The organism is Streptomyces sp. NPDC030798, from assembly GCF_055572275.1.
On sequence record NZ_JBVIDR010000008.1, the window covers coordinates 243331 to 259963 of the forward strand.

11 protein-coding genes and 1 pseudogene are annotated in these 16633 nt (G+C 71.1%); 8 read left to right on the forward strand and 4 right to left on the reverse strand.

Features of this window, described 5'->3' with window-relative positions; genetic code table 11:
• Positions 1-125: 125 nt before the first annotated feature.
• Both ACZ404_RS20325 and ligA read left to right on the forward strand, forming a co-directional pair.
• Positions 126-956, forward strand: a complete 831-nt coding sequence (locus ACZ404_RS20325; protein ID WP_468441765.1) for a helix-turn-helix transcriptional regulator — start codon at positions 126-128, stop codon at positions 954-956.
• 345 nt (positions 957-1301) lie between these two features.
• Positions 1302-3389: an NAD-dependent DNA ligase LigA gene (gene ligA / locus ACZ404_RS20330; RefSeq protein WP_468441767.1), complete on the forward strand. Its 2088-nt coding sequence runs from the start codon at positions 1302-1304 to the stop codon at positions 3387-3389.
• A gap of 140 nt (positions 3390-3529) precedes the next feature.
• On the opposite strand, the gene ACZ404_RS20335 is transcribed toward ligA, so the two are convergent.
• Positions 3530-4918, reverse strand: a complete 1389-nt coding sequence (locus ACZ404_RS20335; protein WP_468441769.1) for an MFS transporter — start codon at positions 4916-4918, stop codon at positions 3530-3532.
• A 99-nt stretch (positions 4919-5017) separates the two neighbouring features.
• The gene (locus tag ACZ404_RS20340) at positions 5018-6094 is read right to left on the reverse strand and encodes a fatty acid desaturase family protein (protein ID WP_468441771.1); all 1077 of its coding nucleotides are present in this window, start codon (positions 6092-6094) and stop codon (positions 5018-5020) included.
• 222 nt (positions 6095-6316) lie between these two features.
• Here ACZ404_RS20340 and ACZ404_RS20345 point away from each other — a divergent pair, with 222 nt between their 5' ends.
• Positions 6317-6949 (forward strand): hypothetical protein, encoded by a 633-nt coding sequence (locus ACZ404_RS20345; RefSeq protein ID WP_468441773.1) that lies wholly within the window; start codon positions 6317-6319, stop codon positions 6947-6949.
• 39 nt (positions 6950-6988) lie between these two features.
• Here the strand turns inward: ACZ404_RS20345 and ACZ404_RS20350 are convergent, their stop codons facing one another.
• Complete coding sequence (locus ACZ404_RS20350; protein WP_468441775.1) at positions 6989-9358, reverse strand: Orn/Lys/Arg family decarboxylase; 2370 nt, start codon at positions 9356-9358, stop codon at positions 6989-6991.
• A gap of 204 nt (positions 9359-9562) precedes the next feature.
• Between ACZ404_RS20350 and ACZ404_RS20355 the strand changes: the two genes are divergently transcribed.
• Together ACZ404_RS20355 and ACZ404_RS20360 are read left to right on the forward strand one after the other, a co-directional pair.
• Positions 9563-10057 carry a MarR family winged helix-turn-helix transcriptional regulator gene (locus ACZ404_RS20355; protein WP_468441777.1) on the forward strand — a complete coding sequence of 165 codons (495 nt, stop codon included), beginning with the start codon at positions 9563-9565 and terminating at the stop codon, positions 10055-10057.
• Entirely contained in the window at positions 10054-11793 is a 1740-nt protein-coding gene (locus tag ACZ404_RS20360; protein ID WP_468441779.1) for an MFS transporter, read from the forward strand. Before ACZ404_RS20355 ends, ACZ404_RS20360 begins: the two co-directional genes overlap by 4 nt.
• Here the strand turns inward: ACZ404_RS20360 and ACZ404_RS20365 are convergent.
• Positions 11790-12533 carry an SOS response-associated peptidase gene (locus ACZ404_RS20365; RefSeq protein WP_468441781.1) on the reverse strand — a complete coding sequence of 248 codons (744 nt, stop codon included), beginning with the start codon at positions 12531-12533 and terminating at the stop codon, positions 11790-11792. The two genes, ACZ404_RS20360 and ACZ404_RS20365, sit on opposite strands and share 4 nt — an antisense overlap.
• 129 nt (positions 12534-12662) lie before the next feature.
• Here ACZ404_RS20365 and ACZ404_RS20370 point away from each other — a divergent pair.
• The 3 genes and pseudogenes from ACZ404_RS20370 to ACZ404_RS20380 all read left to right on the forward strand — a co-directional run bounded on the left by ACZ404_RS20370 (position 12663) and on the right by ACZ404_RS20380 (position 16631).
• A pseudogene (locus ACZ404_RS20370) lies at positions 12663-13362 on the forward strand (PIG-L deacetylase family protein).
• Between the two features lie 105 nt (positions 13363-13467).
• Positions 13468-14211, forward strand: a complete 744-nt coding sequence (locus tag ACZ404_RS20375) for an HAD family hydrolase (protein WP_468441783.1) — start codon at positions 13468-13470, stop codon at positions 14209-14211.
• On the forward strand, positions 14208-16631 hold the full coding sequence (locus tag ACZ404_RS20380) for a glycoside hydrolase family 65 protein (RefSeq protein ID WP_468441785.1): 2424 nt from the start codon (positions 14208-14210) through the stop codon (positions 16629-16631). Before ACZ404_RS20375 ends, ACZ404_RS20380 begins: the two co-directional genes overlap by 4 nt.
• The last annotated feature ends 2 nt before the right edge of the window (positions 16632-16633 follow it).

Below are 16633 nucleotides of genomic sequence, written 5' to 3' on the forward strand. Positions count from 1 at the left end.
CGGGAGTTCGCGTTGGTGTCATGTCTCCACGGTCAGCGAGAAATGCCTGGTTAGGTAGTGGACCCGCTTTCCTGGGAATGGCGGTACCAGGACAGGCGACCGTCTCTCTTGCCACAATCAAGGGCATGGCGACCACAGAACTCGGCGCGACCTTGCGTCACTGGCGGGACCGGGTCTCGCCCCAGGCCGTCGGCTTGCCCGCGGGTGGGCGCAGGCGCGCTGCCGGTCTGCGCCGTGAGGAACTGTCCCAGCTGGCCGGTATCTCCGCCGACTACATCGTCCGACTGGAACAAGGACGGGCCGCCAGCCCTTCACCCCAGGTCGTCGGGGTCCTGGCTCGCGCTCTGCGACTCACCCAGGACGAGCGCGACCACCTCTTTCGTCTGGCCGGCCTCGTCCCGCCCGGCCCCGGCACGGTCCCGCAGCACATCACCCCTGGCGTCCACCGCATGCTGGACCGCCTGGCCGGTACACCCGTCGCCGTCTTCGACGCCGCCTGGACCCAACTGCTCGCCAACCCCCTCTACACGGCACTCATGGGTGAATGGCACGGCGATGACCTCAACGCGGTCTGGCGCAACTTCGTCAACCCCCGAAGCCGCGTGCGCCACACCCCCGAATCCAGGGGCGCCCTGCAGGTGGCGCACGTTGCCGACCTGCGCCGCACCGCAGGCCGCTACCCCGACGACCCGAACCTCAAATCCCTGATCTCCGAACTGCGCTGCCGCAGCGCGGAGTTCGACACGCTTTGGGAGTCAGGCGTCGTCGGCGAGCACCAGGCCGCCCGCAAGACCGTCGACCACCCCCAGATCGGCGCACTGACCCTGGACTGCGACGTGCTCAGCGTCGCGGGCAGCGATCTTCGCCTCATGGTCTACACCGCCCAGCCCGGCACCGAGGACGCCGACCGCCTGGCGCTCCTGAACGCCATGGGGACGCAGTCCCTCGTCGGGTAACGCCCCAGGAGCCCTCCGATCACCCGCTGGGCCTTGAAGGCAGGCCGAGTGCCTGGCGATACAGAACCTGACCACTGTGGGCCTCGAGTCCGATGGCATGAGCGAGTGGCAGGTTCGCGACGGCGTCGTGTTGATCGGAGCCCCGAGCGGGGCGTATCAGTTCCTCGACGAGGAGGTCCGGTGAGGAGCCTTCGGCTCAGGCAGCACCGAAGACCTGGCCCCGCTCGCCGACGGTCTTGTTCGAGGCCCAGATGGTCGAGCCCCACCACCAGGACGCTCGGCCGCAGATAGCTGCGGAGCCTGCTGTACCGGGCAGTGTCAGTGGTGGCAGGCAGGATGACGGGCATGACAACACCTGCAGCTGTGATCATGGATGCCGCCGCTTACGCGCAGGCGGTCGAGGACGCGGTGAAAGCATCGGCCGCCTACTACACGGGTGGGACGCCGGCCTTGGACGACGACGCCTACGACCGGCTGGTGCGAGGCATCGCCGCGTGGGAGGCCGAGCATCCCGAGCAGGTGCTGCCCGACTCGCCGACGGGAAAGGTCGCCGGCGGGGCCGTGGAGGGCGATGTCCCGCACACGGTGGCCATGCTGAGTCTGGACAACGTGTTCTCACCGGAGGAGTTCACCGCCTGGACCGCCTCCCTCGCCCGGCGCATCGGCCACGAGGTCGAGCGGTTCAGCGTCGAGCCCAAGCTGGACGGGCTCGCGGTCGCCGCCCGTTACGTCGGCGGTCGCCTGAGACAGCTGATCACACGCGGGGACGGGACGGCCGGGGAGGATGTCTCGCACGCGATCGGCACCATAGAGGGCCTGCCGGACCAGCTCGCCGAGCCGGTCACCGTGGAAGTCCGCGGCGAAGTCCTGATGACGACCGCTCAGTTCGAGCACGCCAACGAGGTGCGCACCGCGCACGGCGGGCAGCCGTTCGCCAACCCGCGCGGTGCCGCGGCAGGCACCCTACGCGCCAAGGAGCGTGCCTACACGGTGCCGATGACGTTCTTCGGCTACGGCCTGCTGCCCCTGCCCCACACCGAAACCGCGCTCGCCGCGCGGCTCGGCGAACTCGCGCACAGCGACCTCATGGTTCAGGCCGCCGGATACGGGATCAGCACCACCGCCGTCACCGCGGTACCCGGCATCACCGCCGACACCGTCGAGCAGGTGCTGGCCCGCGTGCAGGAGATCGCCGCTCTGCGCGCCGAGCTGCCGTTCGGGATCGACGGCATCGTCATCAAGGCCGACCTGGCCGCCGACCAGCGGACAGCAGGATCGGGTTCGCGCGCTCCGCGCTGGGCGATCGCCTACAAGCTGCCGGCCGTCGAGAAGATCACCCGGCTCCTCGAGGTGGAGTGGAACGTGGGCCGTACCGGCATCATCGCCCCGCGCGCCGTTCTGGAACCGGTCGAGATCGACGGCGCCACCATCACGTACGCCACCCTCCACAACCCGGCCGACATCACCCGCCGCGACCTGCGTCTGGGAGACCACGTCATGGTGCACCGGGCCGGCGACGTCATACCGCGCGTCGAGGCCCCCGTCGCCCAACTGCGCACCGGCGAGGAACAGCTCATCGCCTTCCCCGAGGTGTGCCCGCGCTGCGGAGCGGGCATCGACAGCAGCGAGCAGCGCTGGCGCTGTGAGAACGGACGCAACTGCCACCTCGTCGCCTCGCTCTCCTACGCCGCCGGGCGCGATCAGCTCGACATCGAGGGCCTCGGGCACACGCGCGTGGTCCAACTGGTGGAGGCGGGTCTGGTCGCCGACCTGGCCGACCTGTTCGCCCTCACCCGCGAGCAGCTCCTCGGCCTGGAGCGGATGGGTGAGACCAGCACCGACAACCTCCTCGCCGCGCTCGCCGCGGCCAAGGGCCGGCCGCTGTCGCGGGTGCTGTGCGCCCTCGGCGTCCGTGGCACCGGCCGCTCCATGTCCCGCCGCATCGCCCGGCACTTCGCCACCATGGACAACATCCGCGCCGCGGACGCAGAAGCGATGCAGCAGGTCGATGGCATCGGCACCGAGAAGGCCCCCTCCATCGTCGCCGAACTCGTCGAACTCGCCCCGCTCATCGACAAACTCGCCACCGCCGGGCTGAACATGACAGAACCCGGCGCCACCCCACCCACCTCGTCCGACGGCGACGCCGTCGACCACGACGAGGACGCCGAGCGTGCGGGTGGACCGCTGGCCGGGATGACCGTGGTCGTCACTGGCGCGATGACCGGCCCTCTGGAGAAGCTCAGCCGCAACCAGATGAACGAGCTCATCGAGCAAGCCGGCGGCCGCTCGTCCTCCAGCGTCTCCAAGAAGACCACCCTCGTCGTCGCCGGGAACGGCGCGGGATCCAAGCGGGCCAAGGCCGAAGATCTCGGTATCCGTCTGGCCACCCCGGACGACTTCGCCACCCTGGTCGCCGACTACCTCACCTAGCAACCGCCGCTTCGGTCGGTCTCCGGACGCCGTCCTGGCGGTACTGGCGGAGTGCTCGGCGCAGGACTGCGCCGAGCACGTGGAGCGCATGAACGCCGAGGCGGAACCGGAGTCGTAACCTCCGCTCAGGAACCCGCGGTTCATTCCTTCGGCCGTGCCCCCCGTGCCATGAGGATCAGCAGGAGCCCGCAGGCTGCGACCAGGAGCCAGCCCGGGCGGGAGGCGGGCGCGAGGTCTGTCGGGGCGGCGTGGGCGACCAGGCCGCCGGCGAGGGCTATGCCGAGCGCGGCGCCGAACTGCCGTGCGGTGGACGTGATCGCTCCGGCCACGCCGGCCCGGGCGGGAGGCAGCCCGCTGACCGCGGTGTTGGTGATCGGCGCGTTGGCGAAGCCGAAGCCCATACCGATGAGCAGGTAGGCGAGCAGGAGCAGCGGCACGGCGGTGTGCCGGCCGAGGCCGACCAGACAGAGTCCGCCCGCCATGATCAAGCCGCCGGCCAGGCTGAGCGGCAGTCGCGGTCCGACACGACCGACCAGACGGCCGGACCACGGCGCGCAGACGGTCGCCCCGACAGCCATCGGCAGGGTCGCCACCCCGGCGGCCAGCGAGGTGAATCCCCGGCCGTGCTGCAAGTAGAGGGTGTTGAGCAGCAGCGTCACGTTCAGGGCGATGAAGACCGCCACGGCGCCGACGACGGCACTGCTGAACTGCCGGCTCCGGAAGAGCCGCGGATCCATCAGCGGCTCGGGGTGCCGGGACTCGACCCACACGAATCCGACCGTCGCCAGGGACGCGACCCCGTAGGCGGCCAGCGCCGCGGGCGACGTCCAGCCGATGCGCGGGCCCTCGATGAGCACGCCGACGCACACCCCGATGCCCACGCTCAGCAGGATCTGACCCGGCACGTCGAGCCGCCGCGCGCGCGGCCCCCGGGACTCGGGTACGAACACGGCGGTGAGCACCAGGGCGATCACGATGACGGGAGCGTTGATCCAGAACAGCGACCGCCAGCCGAACTCCGTGAGCAGAGCGCCGCCCGTGACCGGTCCGACGGCCATGCTGAGCCCGAAGACCGATGCCCAGACACCGATCGCCTGGGCGCGCTCCCTCGGATCGGGCATGGCGTTCACCACGATCGCGAGAGCCACCGGGCTGAGCATCGAGGCCCCGACGCCCTGCACGGCACGGGCCGCCACCAGTGCCCCCACCGAAGGCGCCGTCGCGCAGACCAGCGAGGCCGCACCGAACACGATCAGCCCGGACCGGAACACCCGCCGGCGTCCGAAGCGGTCGGCCAGCGCGCCCGAGGAGATCAGCAGACCGGCCAGGACGACGGTGTACGCGTCCACGGTCCACTCGAGACTGCGCATCCCGACGCCCAGGCCGTACCCGATGGCGGGCAGGCCCACATTGACGATGGTGGTGTCCATGCCCACCAGGAACATGCTCAGGCAGCAGACGGCCAGTACCGTCCAGCGTCTGCTCGTGCTCAGAAGGGGCTGAGCGGGGTGAGTCGTCGTTGCGGTCAACGGTCTGCCTCTCGCATCCGGGAGTACGTGTCCGGCCAGGCTGCGGCAGACCGACGGCCACCGACCAGCACTCTTGCCAAGACGGCAAACACGCCCGCGTCAGGCGGCCCTGCGGTCCCTCCTGATCGGTTCGCCCACCCGATGCATATGCGTCAAGGCCTCGCGGTACGACTGGATCAGGCCGGTTTCGTGGTACGGCACCCCGATCTCGGCGCAGTACTCCCGCACGATCACCTGGGCCCGGCGCAGGTGCACCGTGGGCATGCTCGGGAACAGGTGGTGCTCGATCTGGTAGTTGAGGCCGCCCAGCATCACGTCGGTGAACCAGCCACCCCGCACGTCGCGGGAGGTGAGGACCTGGCGGCGCAGGAAGTCGAGCCGCTGCTCGCCCGTGAGCGTGGGCATGCCCTTGTGATTGGGCGCGAAGGTGCAGCCGAGATAGACGCCGAACAGGCACTGGTTCACCGCGAGGAACGCCACCGCCTTCCCGGGCGGGAGCACCACGAAGACTGCGGCGAGCAGGCCCAGGATGTGCACCACGAGCAGCGTCGCTTCCAGCAGCCGCTTCCTCATGGACGGAGAGCGCAGCGCCCGCAGGCTCGCGACATGCAGGTTGAAGCCTTCCAGCGTCAGCAACGGGAAGAAGAGCAGCGCCTGGTGACCGCCGAGGAGGCGGGCCAGGCCGCGGCTGGCCCGGGCCTGCCGGGTGGACCACACCAGGATGTCCGGGGCGACATCGGGGTCGAGTTCCTCGTGGTTGGGATGCGCGTGATGACGGGTGTGCTTGTTCATCCACCAGCCGTAGCTCATGCCGACACCGAGGTTGCCGAACAGCAGGCCCGCGATCTCGCTGTGCCGGCGTCGCCGGAAGACCTGCCGGTGTGCCAGGTCGTGCGCCACCAGGGCGACCTGACCGAACATCACGGCCAGGAAGGCCGCCACGGCCAGTTGCCACCAGGTGTCGCCGAGGGTGAGGAGGGCTCCCCAGCCGGCAGCGCACAGCACGGTCACCAGACCGAGCCGCACCGCGTAGTAGCCGGGGCGCCGCTTCAGCAGTCCGGACTCGGCCATGCGCCGCGACAGCCGGGCGAAGTCGCTGCCGACACCGGGCTCAGGCATGCGCGCACCGGCGCCGGGATGTCGCGTTCCTGCGGAGGTCCGGGGGAAAGTGGTCATGCCGGAATTCTGGGGAAGGCCACCCGGCCCGAAGAAGCCTGCCAGCCACCGTACGGGTACGAGGGCTGCCCCAGGCCACATCCTCGGGTTGTCCCCCGGGAAGGCGGCCGATGGGCTCACCCGGGGGTGAAGGGGATCGCTCATCGGGTGCCCGCTGAGTCGCGCGCCGTGCCCCCGGCACCGACGATGAGACCAAGCCCCCCGGCCGAAGGAAGACCCCCCATGCCTTCCCCCTCCCGCGCTGTTCCTCCCCGCACCGTGCGCCCTGCCGTCCCGCTCTCCGCTGCCCTGACATGCGTCCTGGCGGCCGGTCTGCTGACGGGATGCGGCGGCAGCGGCGGTACCGGCTCCACGGGCGGCAGGACGCCCTTCCCGCCGGACACGGCGTCGTTCTCCGGGACGCTGCCCTCCGCCCTGGCGTCGTCCGCGTCGTCCGCCATCGCCTCGGCCCGTGCCTCGGCCTCTGCCGCGGCCTCCTCGGCATCCGCCCGCGCCTCGGAATTCGAGGCGTCGGTGTCGGCCGAGGCCGCCCGCCGGACGGCAGCGGCCGAAAAGGTACTCAAGGGCGTTCAGGGAGCGGGAAACGCAAGGGCGGAGGTCAGCATGACCGGACTGCCCAGGGATGAGACCGGTGGTGTGCTCGCCGTCGTCGTCACCATCACCAACAAGACCGCTCACAAGGCGTCGTACGCCGTGCAGGTCGATTTCAAGGACGCACAGGGCCACGTGGTCGAGACCCGGTACACCGGTGCGGAGAACCTCGAACCCGGCAAGAAGCAGCGACCCATCGTCTTCAGCCACGAGCCTCCCGAGCCGAAGCTCACACCACGCCTGACCAAGGCACAGCGCTACTGAGCCCGAGGCGGGCTCGGCCGCCGGATCCGCACGCGGCGCTCACCCCTCGCGCAGGCACTCGATCTGGTAGTCACCGGTGTCCTCGTCGATGGTGACGCCGTGGGTCTCGCTGCGAAAGCCCGGGAAACGCCGGTCGAAGGACTCCAGGGCCAGGAGGTAGCGCAGCAGGGGACCGTCGGCACGGCCCGTGCTCTCTCCGGGCATCAGCACGGGGATGCCCGGCGGGGTGACGGTCACCATCGCGGCAGCCACCCGGTGCGCCGCCCGCGCGATCCGCACGCGTTCGGTGCCGCCCCGTACCAGCCGCTGGTAGCAGTGCTGGGGCGGATGGACGGGCTCGGGGAGCTGCTGGAACGCCGTGTCCAGCAGCTCCACCAGACGGGCCGAGCGCAACTGATCGTGCATCTGCCGGCACAGCTCGCGCAGGGTCAGTCCGGAGTAGCGCCTGGGGTGGGCGGAGACCGCCGCGGGCAGCACGCGGTCCAGCGGGGCGTCCGCGTCGTAGAGGTCCTTGAAGTCCATCAGGGCGTCCAGCAGAGTGCCCCACTTGCCCTTGGTGATGCCCATGGAGAAGAGGATGAGGGCCGTGTAGCTGTCGGTCTTCTCGACGACGATGTTCCGCGTGGCCAGATAGGCGGTGAGCACCCGGGCCGGGATGCCCTCCTCGCTCATCTCGCCGGTCGCGGTGATGCCCGGGCAGGTCAGCGTGACCTTGATCGGGTCCAGCATGCAGTGGCCCTCGGACAGTCCCGGGAAGCCGTGCCAGGCGGCGCCGGGCTCCAGCAGCCAGCAGGACTGCTCGGTGGACAGCAGCTCCCGCGGGGCCAGGTCGAACGGCAGGACTTCGCCGGTCGCCGGGTCGGTGACCTCCTCCGGCTGCCACACCCCGAAGAACCACGGCGGCCGGTCACCTGCACTCTCCACGCGCCGGCGCAGCCGCACCATCTCCTGCCGGAAGCGGATCGCCTCCGTCACCGCCTCGTCCACCAGCCACTCGCCCTGCGGCCCGTCCATCATCGCCGTCGCCACGTCCAGCGAGGCGATCATCGGGTACAGCGGTGAGGTGGTGCCGTGCATCATCAGGGCTTCGTTGAACCGGTCGTGCTCGACCGGTGCCCGGGGCGTGGACCGGACATGCACCATCGCCGACTGCGACAGCGCGGCCAGCAGCTTGTGGGTCGACTGGGTCGCGAACACCGTCGGCCGGTCCGGGCCGGGGAAGGAGTCCTCGTCCACCGACATGCCGTAGCGTCCCGCGTACAGCGGGTGGAACCGGGCGTACGCGAACCACGCCTCGTCGAAGTGCACCCGGGGCGTGCTCGCCGCGAGCGCCCTCGCCGCCGGTACCGCGGCGTAACTCAGCCCGTCGTACGTGGAGTTGGTGAACACCGCGTACTGCGCCTGCGGGGACACGGCTCCCGCGGCGAGCGGGTGCGCGGCGATCCGGGCCGCGATCGACTCCGCCGTCAGCTCGGCCGGGGGCAGTGGCCCGGCGAGGCCGTACCCGTTGCGTGTGGGCACCAGGTAGACCGGCCGGGCGCCGGAGACCACCAGCCCGTGCAGCACCGACTTGTGGCAGTTGCGGTCCACCAGCGCCACCTCGTCCCGGGTCACGCTGAAGTGGCCCACCAGCCGGTTGCAGGTGGAGTCGCCGTGCAGCACGAAGTACGTCAGCTCCGCACCGAACACCTGGGCTGCGTTGCGCTCCGCCTCACCGATGGGACCGGTGTGCTCGAACAGCGAGCCCAGCTCCTCCACCGAGATGGACAGGTCGCTGCGCAGCAGCCGCTCACCGAAGTAGTCGTGGAAGGCACGCCCCGCGGGCGACTTGAGGAAGGCGACCCCGCCCGAGTGGGCCGGGGTGTGCCAGGAGTACTCGTGGGCGCCGTCGAAGCGCCGCAGCGCGCGGAAGAACGGCGGCAGCACCTCCTCCCGGTAGGCCCGCGCGGCCGCGGTGATCCGCCCCGCGATGAACCCCGGAGTGTCCTCCAGCGGCCACACGTACCCGACGACCGTCTGCGACACCCACAGCGGCAGATCCGGTAAGCCCTCCTCGGCCATCACCAGGAACACCGGCAGATCCCGGAACCGCCGCCCGATCCGGCGCAGCACCGCGGCCCCGCCCGGCATCCGGTCGACGGTGCCCGCCGGCAGTTCCGGCGCGGCGAGCGCGGCGCCCGGACCGTCCCCGCGCCTGCGCCCGGCCGCGGGCAGGTTCCAGGCGATCAGCGCCGCGGCCAGCCCCGCCTCGGTGCGCAGTACCGCGTCCGCGTCCTCGGCGGTCACCGACCAGCGGACCGCGAAACCACCCGCCTCCACCGCGTCCCGGATCCTGCGCAGCTGCTCCGCGCCGGCGCCCTCCGCGCGCGGCTGCTCCGGCACCGCGATCAGGATCTTCCCGTCGGTCATCCGCCCCGTCCCCCTCCCGGCGGCCCCCCGGCCACCCCTGCGGACAGTGTCCGGCCGGAGCGCCACCCGGACCGCGGACCACCTGCGCAAACCACCGGGACGACGGAAAAACGTCCGCGGGGCGTTGACCGGCCGTCCGGCGGGAGTGCGGCTCTTACCAAGTTTTCATAGGCTGCCTATATAGGCATGTGATATTTAAGAAGGGTGGATCATCCTCATGGCAGGGCGGACGCCCAACAGACCGCACGGGCGCTGGCGGACACGGCGGCCGCCGTGGTCAGGGCCGTCACGGACCGGCGCGGCATGAGCTTCACCGCCGCCTCCACCCTCGCCCGGCTCGAACGCGAGGGACCGCTGCGGCTGACGGTCCTGGCGGCGGCGGAGGGCGTCACCCAGCCGTCGATGACCCAACTGGTCCAGCGGCTGGAACGTCAGGGCCTGGCCCTGCGCGTGCCCGACGAGGCCGACGGACGGGTGACCCTGGTGGAGATCACCGACGCAGGTCGGGACGTCCTCGCGGCCCGGCGCCAGGCACGCGACACCCGCCTGGCCGAGCTGGTCGCCACCTTGCCCGAGGACGACCAGCGAGCGTTGCGGGAGGCCCTGCGGATCGCCGTTCCGCTCGTGCGGCGCATGCTCGCGGACGAGGTCGAGCCGGCCACCCAGCCCGAACGGCGAGAGACCGGGAGCACACGATGACTGCCGAAGAGACCGACCGCATACCCTCGGACGCCGAGTCCGTGCGCCCTCGCCGAGAGACGTGGATCGGCGCGGACCACCCCCGCTACAAGTGGATCGCGCTGACCAACACGACGGTGGGGATGCTCCTGGCCACCATCAACAGCTCGATCGTGCTGATCTCGCTGCCCGGCATCTTCACCGGCATCCACCTCGACCCGCTGCAGCCCGCCAACGTCAGCTACCTGCTGTGGATGCTGATGGGCTACATGCTGGTCACCGCGGTGCTGGTGGTCGCCCTCGGCAGGCTCGGCGACATGATGGGCCGGGTCCGCATCTACAACGCGGGCTTCCTGATCTTCACCCTCACCTCGGTCGTCCTCTCGCTGGACCCCTTCCACGGGGGAAGCGGTGCGCTGTGGCTGATCGGCTGGCGCATCGTCCAGGCCGTCGGCGGGTCGATGCTGATGGCCAACTCCGCGGCCATCCTCACCGACGCCTTCCCCGCCCGGCAGCGGGGGATGGCACTGGGCGTCAACATGGTCGCGGGCATCGCCGGGTCGTTCCTCGGCCTGGTGCTCGGCGGAGCGCTCGTCACCTGGAACTGGCGCTCGATCTTCTGGGTCAACGTGCCCATCGGCCTGATCGGCACGGTCTGGGCGTACAAGTCCCTGCACGAGACCGGCATCCGCAGGCCGGGACGCATGGACTGGTGGGGCAACATCACTTTCGCCATCGGGCTGACCACGCTGCTCGCGGGCATCACCTACGGCATCCAGCCCTACGGTGGCCACACCATGGGCTGGACCAACCCCTGGGTGCTGGCGGGGCTGATCGGCGGGGTCGCGATGCTCGCCGCGTTCTGCGTCGTGGAGACGAAGGTCGCCGAGCCGATGTTCCCCCTGTGGCTGTTCCGCAACGCGGCCTTCGCCGGCGGCAACGCCGCCACCCTGCTGGGCGCCATCGCCCGCGGCGGACTGCAGTTCATGCTGATCATCTGGCTGCAGGGCATCTGGCTGCCGCTGCACGGCTACGACTACGCCGACACCCCCCTGTGGGCCGGCATCTACATGCTGCCGCTGACCATCGGCTTCCTGGTCGCCGGGCCTGTCTCCGGGGCGCTGTCCGACCGGTTCGGAGCGCACCTGTTCGCGGCTTCCGGGTTCCTGGTGATGGGGGTGTCGTTCGCCGGCCTGCTCGCGCTGCCCAGCGACTTCTCCTACTGGGGGTTCGCCGCGCTGATCTTCCTCAACGGCCTGGGCGGAGGCCTGTTCGCCGCCCCCAACACGTCCGTCATCATGTCGAACGTCCCTGCCGACGCCCGCGGTGCCGCCTCCGGGATGCGCGCCACCTTCCAGAACGCCGGAATGGTGCTGTCCATGGGTGTGTTCTTCTCGCTGATGGTGGCGGGACTCTCCGGAACCCTGCCGCACACCCTCAGCACCGGTCTGACGGCCCAGGGCGTCCCGGCCGGCGCCGCCCACTCCGTCGCCCAACTGCCCCCGGTCGGCGTCCTGTTCGCCGCCTTCCTCGGCTACAACCCGATCCAGCACCTGCTCGGCCCGGACATCCTCGGGCACCTCTCGCCCTCGGCCTCGGCGCATCTCACGGGCCGCGAGTACTTCCCGCATCTGATCGCGCAGCCGTTCCACCACGGTCTCGTCGTGGTCTTCTCGCTGGCCATCGCCATGTCCCTGGCCGCTGCGGCGGCCTCCCTGATCCGAGGCCGCCACCCCGAGCCGGGAAGCCGACGTTAGGACGTGACTTCCTCCAGGAGGTCCGGGCCGTTGTTGCCGGTGTTGTTGACGGCCGTCGAGACGGGCCGGGCCTCCAGACGGCCGCCGGCCGGCCGGCCGAGGAGGCCGCGCAGGTCGTCGGCGTCGTCGCGACGGGGGTCGAGCCAGGCGTCGTAGTGGTCCGGGGTGAGCGCGAGCGGCATGCGCGGGTGGACACGACCGGCCGCGTCCGTGGCCTCGGTCGTGATGATCGCGCAGGTCATCAGCCAGGCGGCGGGATCGTCGTCGTCCTCGACACCCGGATCGCGCCAGTACTCGTACAGGCCGGCGAGGGCCATCACCTGCCCGTCGGTCGGATGGATGAAGTACGGCTGCTTGCGGGTCCTGCCGGTGCTGCCGTCCTTGAGCGCCTGCCACTCGTAGAAGCCGTCGGCCGGGAGCAGACAGCGATGCCGGGCGAACGCACGCCGGAAGGCGGGTTTCTCGTGCACGCTCTCCACCCGCGCGTTGATCATCCGGGAGCCGATCTTCGGATCCCTCGCCCAGGACGGCACCAGACCCCACCGCAGCGGCCGCAGCTCCCTGCGCACCGCCGCACCACTGCCCCGGCCGCGAGGGGAGCGCTCCAGGACGGCGTAGACGTCGTCGGTCGGCGCGACGTTCCAGTTCGGCGCCAGGGACTCCTCGGGACGCCAGTCGGCGACGCCGAAGAGCCGGGTCAGATCCTCCGGACTGCGGGTGGAGACGTAGCGACCGCACATACGCTCACTGTGCCACGCCGGGAGGTGTCCGAGCCGCAGCCGGTGCGCCGGGGCAGGATTGCGGCGCCGGCGTCACACCCGTCGGCGTGCTGCGACCGGACCTGCCCCTCATCGGAAGGCGCCGCCCGAATGCCCGTGCCGAGCCTGCTCGCGATCTTCGCTCATCCCGACGACGAGTCCCTGTTCGCCGGTGGGGTGCTCGCCCGTCACGCCGACCAGGGCGCGCGCACCGGCGTCGTCACGGCGACCTGGTCCCCTGACACGGTGCGCCGACGCGGCTGTACCTCGGTCGGCGCCCGGCAGCGCGCGGTTCTGCGACGCGCCACTCGACGAGGCGGTACGGCGGCTGGTGGCGCACATCCGGGACTTCCGCCCGGACATCCTGCTCACGCATGACGCCCGCGGCGGGTTGACCGGCCACCCCGACCATGTGCACACGCACCGGGTGACCGTGATCGCCGCCCAGGCGGCTGGTCTCGAGCAGCTCTACCCGGAGTGCGGCGCCCCCTGGCAGCCGCGTGCCCTCTACCTGGCCACGCACCCGGAGTCCGCCCTGCCGGCCCTGAGAGAGCTGGTCGGTGACGGCAAGGCGGTGTACGGCGTGCCCGATGAGCGGATCACCGCAACCGTCGACGTCGGCCCCTGGACGGAGCAGAAGATCGCCGCCGTGCTGGCGCACCGCTCCGAGGTGGAGCGGGGAGCCGCACCCGGCCTGATCGGCAGCCTCGCGCAGGAGGCCCGGGAGCGGCTGTTCTCCACCGAGTGGTACATCCGCCACACGCCCGTTCCCACGGCGATCGCACCGCCCCAGCACGACCTGACCGTCTGACACGCGGGGCGGTGCGGCTTTCGGATGGCCCGAGCGGGTGCCCTTGCAGGGGACCATGGGTGTCTTCCCGGCCGTGCACCGTCGGAGGCTTCTAGCGTTGACGGCATGCTGGGCCTTCCTCCTCACGTCCGTGCCTGCCTGTTCGATCTGGACGGGGTGCTCACCCAGACCGCGAAGGTGCACGCCGCCGCGTGGAAGGAGATGTTCGACGGCTATCTCCGCGAGCGCGCGACCCGTGAGGGGACGGCGTTCGTGCCGTTCGACGCGGTCGACGACTACGACGAGTACGTGGACGGGCGGCCCCGTGAGGACGGGGTGCGCACGTTCCTCGCCGCACGCGGGGTGCACCTGCCCGAGGGATCGCCGCACGACCCGCCGGACGCCGAGACCGTGAACGCGCTGGGCACCCGCAAGAACGACCTGGTGCTGCGCAGGATCCGCGAGGAGGGCGTGGAACCGTACGAGGGGTCGGTCCGCTTCGTGCACGCGGCGCGGGAGGCCGGCCTGGGCTGTGCGGTCGTCTCCTCCAGCGCCAACTGCCGGGACGTTCTCGTAGCGGCCGGCATCGAGGACCTGTTCGAGGTACGGATCGACGGTGTGGTGGCGCGCGACCGCAGCCTGCGGGGCAAACCCGCTCCGGACACCTACCTGGAAGCGGCCCGCGCGCTGGCGGCGCAGCCGGAGGAGGCCGCCGTGTTCGAGGACGCCCTGGCCGGTGTCGAGGCCGGGCGGTCGGGACGGTTCGGCCTGGTTGTGGGGGTCGACCGGGTGGGTCAGGCGGAGCAGTTGCGGGCGCACGGGGCGGATGTGGTCGTCCGTGACCTGGCCGAACTTCTGGAGTCGCGGTGATCACCCATCCCAGCTTCACGGTCGAGCCGTGGTGCCTGCGCGAGACCGAACTGAACCTGGAAGTGCTCGCCCAGAGCGAATCGGTCTTCGCCCTGTCCAACGGACACATCGGGTGGCGCGGGAATCTCGACGAGGGAGAGCCCCACGGACTGCCCGGCGCCTATCTCAACGGCGTCTTCGAGCGGCATCCGCTGCCCTACGCGGAGGCGGGCTACGGATATCCCGAGTCCGGTGAAACGATGATCAACGTCACCGACGGCAAGATCATCCGGCTGCTCGTCGACGACCACCCGTGCGATCTGCGCTACGGGCGGCTGCTCGCGCACGAGCGGGTGCTGGACTTCCGCTCCGGTGTGCTCAGCCGCACCGCGCGGTGGGTCACCCCCGGCGGACGCACGGTCCGGATCGCCTCGCGGCGACTGGTGTCCTTCACCCAGCGCGCGGTGGCCGCGGTGGTGTACGAGGTCGAGCCGATCGACGGGCCGGTCACGGTGGCCGTGCAGTCCGAGCTCGTCGCCAACGAACAGCTGCCCCGCTTCGAGGGTGATCCGCGCGTCGCCGCGGCGACCGAGTCCCCGCTGATGGCGGAGGAGCACTTCGCACAGGAGACCCGGCTGCGGCTCGTGCACCGCACCGAGCACAGCGCGCTCCGGGTGGGAGCAGCGGCCGACCATCTCGTCGAAGGGCCCGAGAGCACCCGCTGGTCGGCCCAGAGCGAACCCGACGTCAGCCGTCTGACGGTGACCGCGGACCTGATGCCCGGGCAGCGGCTGCGACTGGTCAAATTCGTGGCCTACGGCTGGTCCGCGGAGCGTTCGCTGCCGGCCGTGCACGACCAGGTGGACGGGGCGGTGGCATCCGCGGTCAGCACCGGCTGGGACGGGCTGGTCGCCGCCCAGCGGACGTATCTCGACCGATTCTGGGCCGGTGCCGACGTCGAGGTGGAGGGAGACGCGCAGATCCAGCAGGCGGTGCGGTTCGCTCTCTTCCATGTGCTCCAGGCGGCGGCCCGGGGCGAGAACCGGGCGATCCCCGCGAAAGGGCTGACGGGAACGGGATACGACGGACACGCCTTCTGGGACACCGAGTCCTACGTGCTGCCCGTCCTGACGTTCACCGCGCCCGAAGCCGTCGTTTCGGCGCTCAGATGGCGGCACGGGACGCTGCCCGCGGCACGGGAACGCGCCCGCCAACTGGGGCTGTCGGGCGCGGTCTTCCCCTGGCGGACCATCGACGGCGCCGAGTGCTCCGCCTACTGGCCGGCCGGAACGGCCGCCTTCCACGTCAACGCCGACGTCGCCATGGCCGCGGTCCGGTACGTGATGGTGAGCGGGGACGAGGAGTTCGAGCGCGGCGAGGGCCTCGACCTCCTCGTGGACACCGCCCGGCTGTGGCGCTCCCTCGGCCACCACGACGCGGACGGCGTCTTCCACATCGACGGGGTCACCGGACCCGACGAGTACAGCGCCATCGCCCGGGACAACCTGTACACCAACCTGATGGCCCGCCAGAACCTGCTCGCCGCGGCGGATGCGGCCACGCGCCACCCCGAGCGGGCCGCGGAACTCGGCGTCGACGACGAGGAGGCCGCCGTCTGGCGGGACGCGGCGGCCCGCATGGCGATGCCGTACAACGAGACGCTCGGCGTGCACGAGGCGTCGGCGGGTTTCACGCACCTCCAGCGCTGGGACTTCGATGCGACCCCGCCCGAGCACTACCCGCTCCTGCTGCACTACCCGTACTTCGACCTGTACCGCAAGCAGGTGGTGAAGCAGGCCGACGTGGTGCTGGCGATGATGGAGTGCCCCCAGGCCTTCTCCGCCGAGCAGAAGGCGCGCAATTTCGCCTACTACGACGCGCTCACCGTCCGGGACTCCTCCCTGTCCGCCTGCTGCCAGGCGGTACTCGCCGCCGAGACCGGGCACCTGCGTCTGGCCTACGCCTACCTCGGCGAGGCCGCCCTGATGGATCTGAACGATCTGGAGCACAACACCCGTGACGGGCTGCACATCGCCTCCCTCGCCGGGACGTGGATCGCCCTGGTCGGCGGCTTCGGGGGCTTGCGCCGCCACATGGGCGAGGACGGGGGTCCGGACCGGCTGGGATTCGCACCCCGCCTGCCCGAGGCGCTGTCCAGGGTGGCGTTCACGGTGCTGGTGCGCGGACGCAGGCTCAAGGTCGACATCGATCACTCCCGCGCGCGCTATGCGCTGGCGGAAGGGCAGCCGCTGGTCGTGCTCCACCACGGGGAACCGATGACCCTGACCGCCGACGCGCCGGTGGAACTGCCGGTGCCGCCCGTGCCCGTGCGCCCCGAGCCGCAGCAGCCGCGGGGCCGCCGTCCGGAGCGCATGACCGGCGCGGAGGAGCCCCCGGCGGTGACCCAGGCCCAGCGCCCACCCCCCGGGGTGGCAGGATGAGG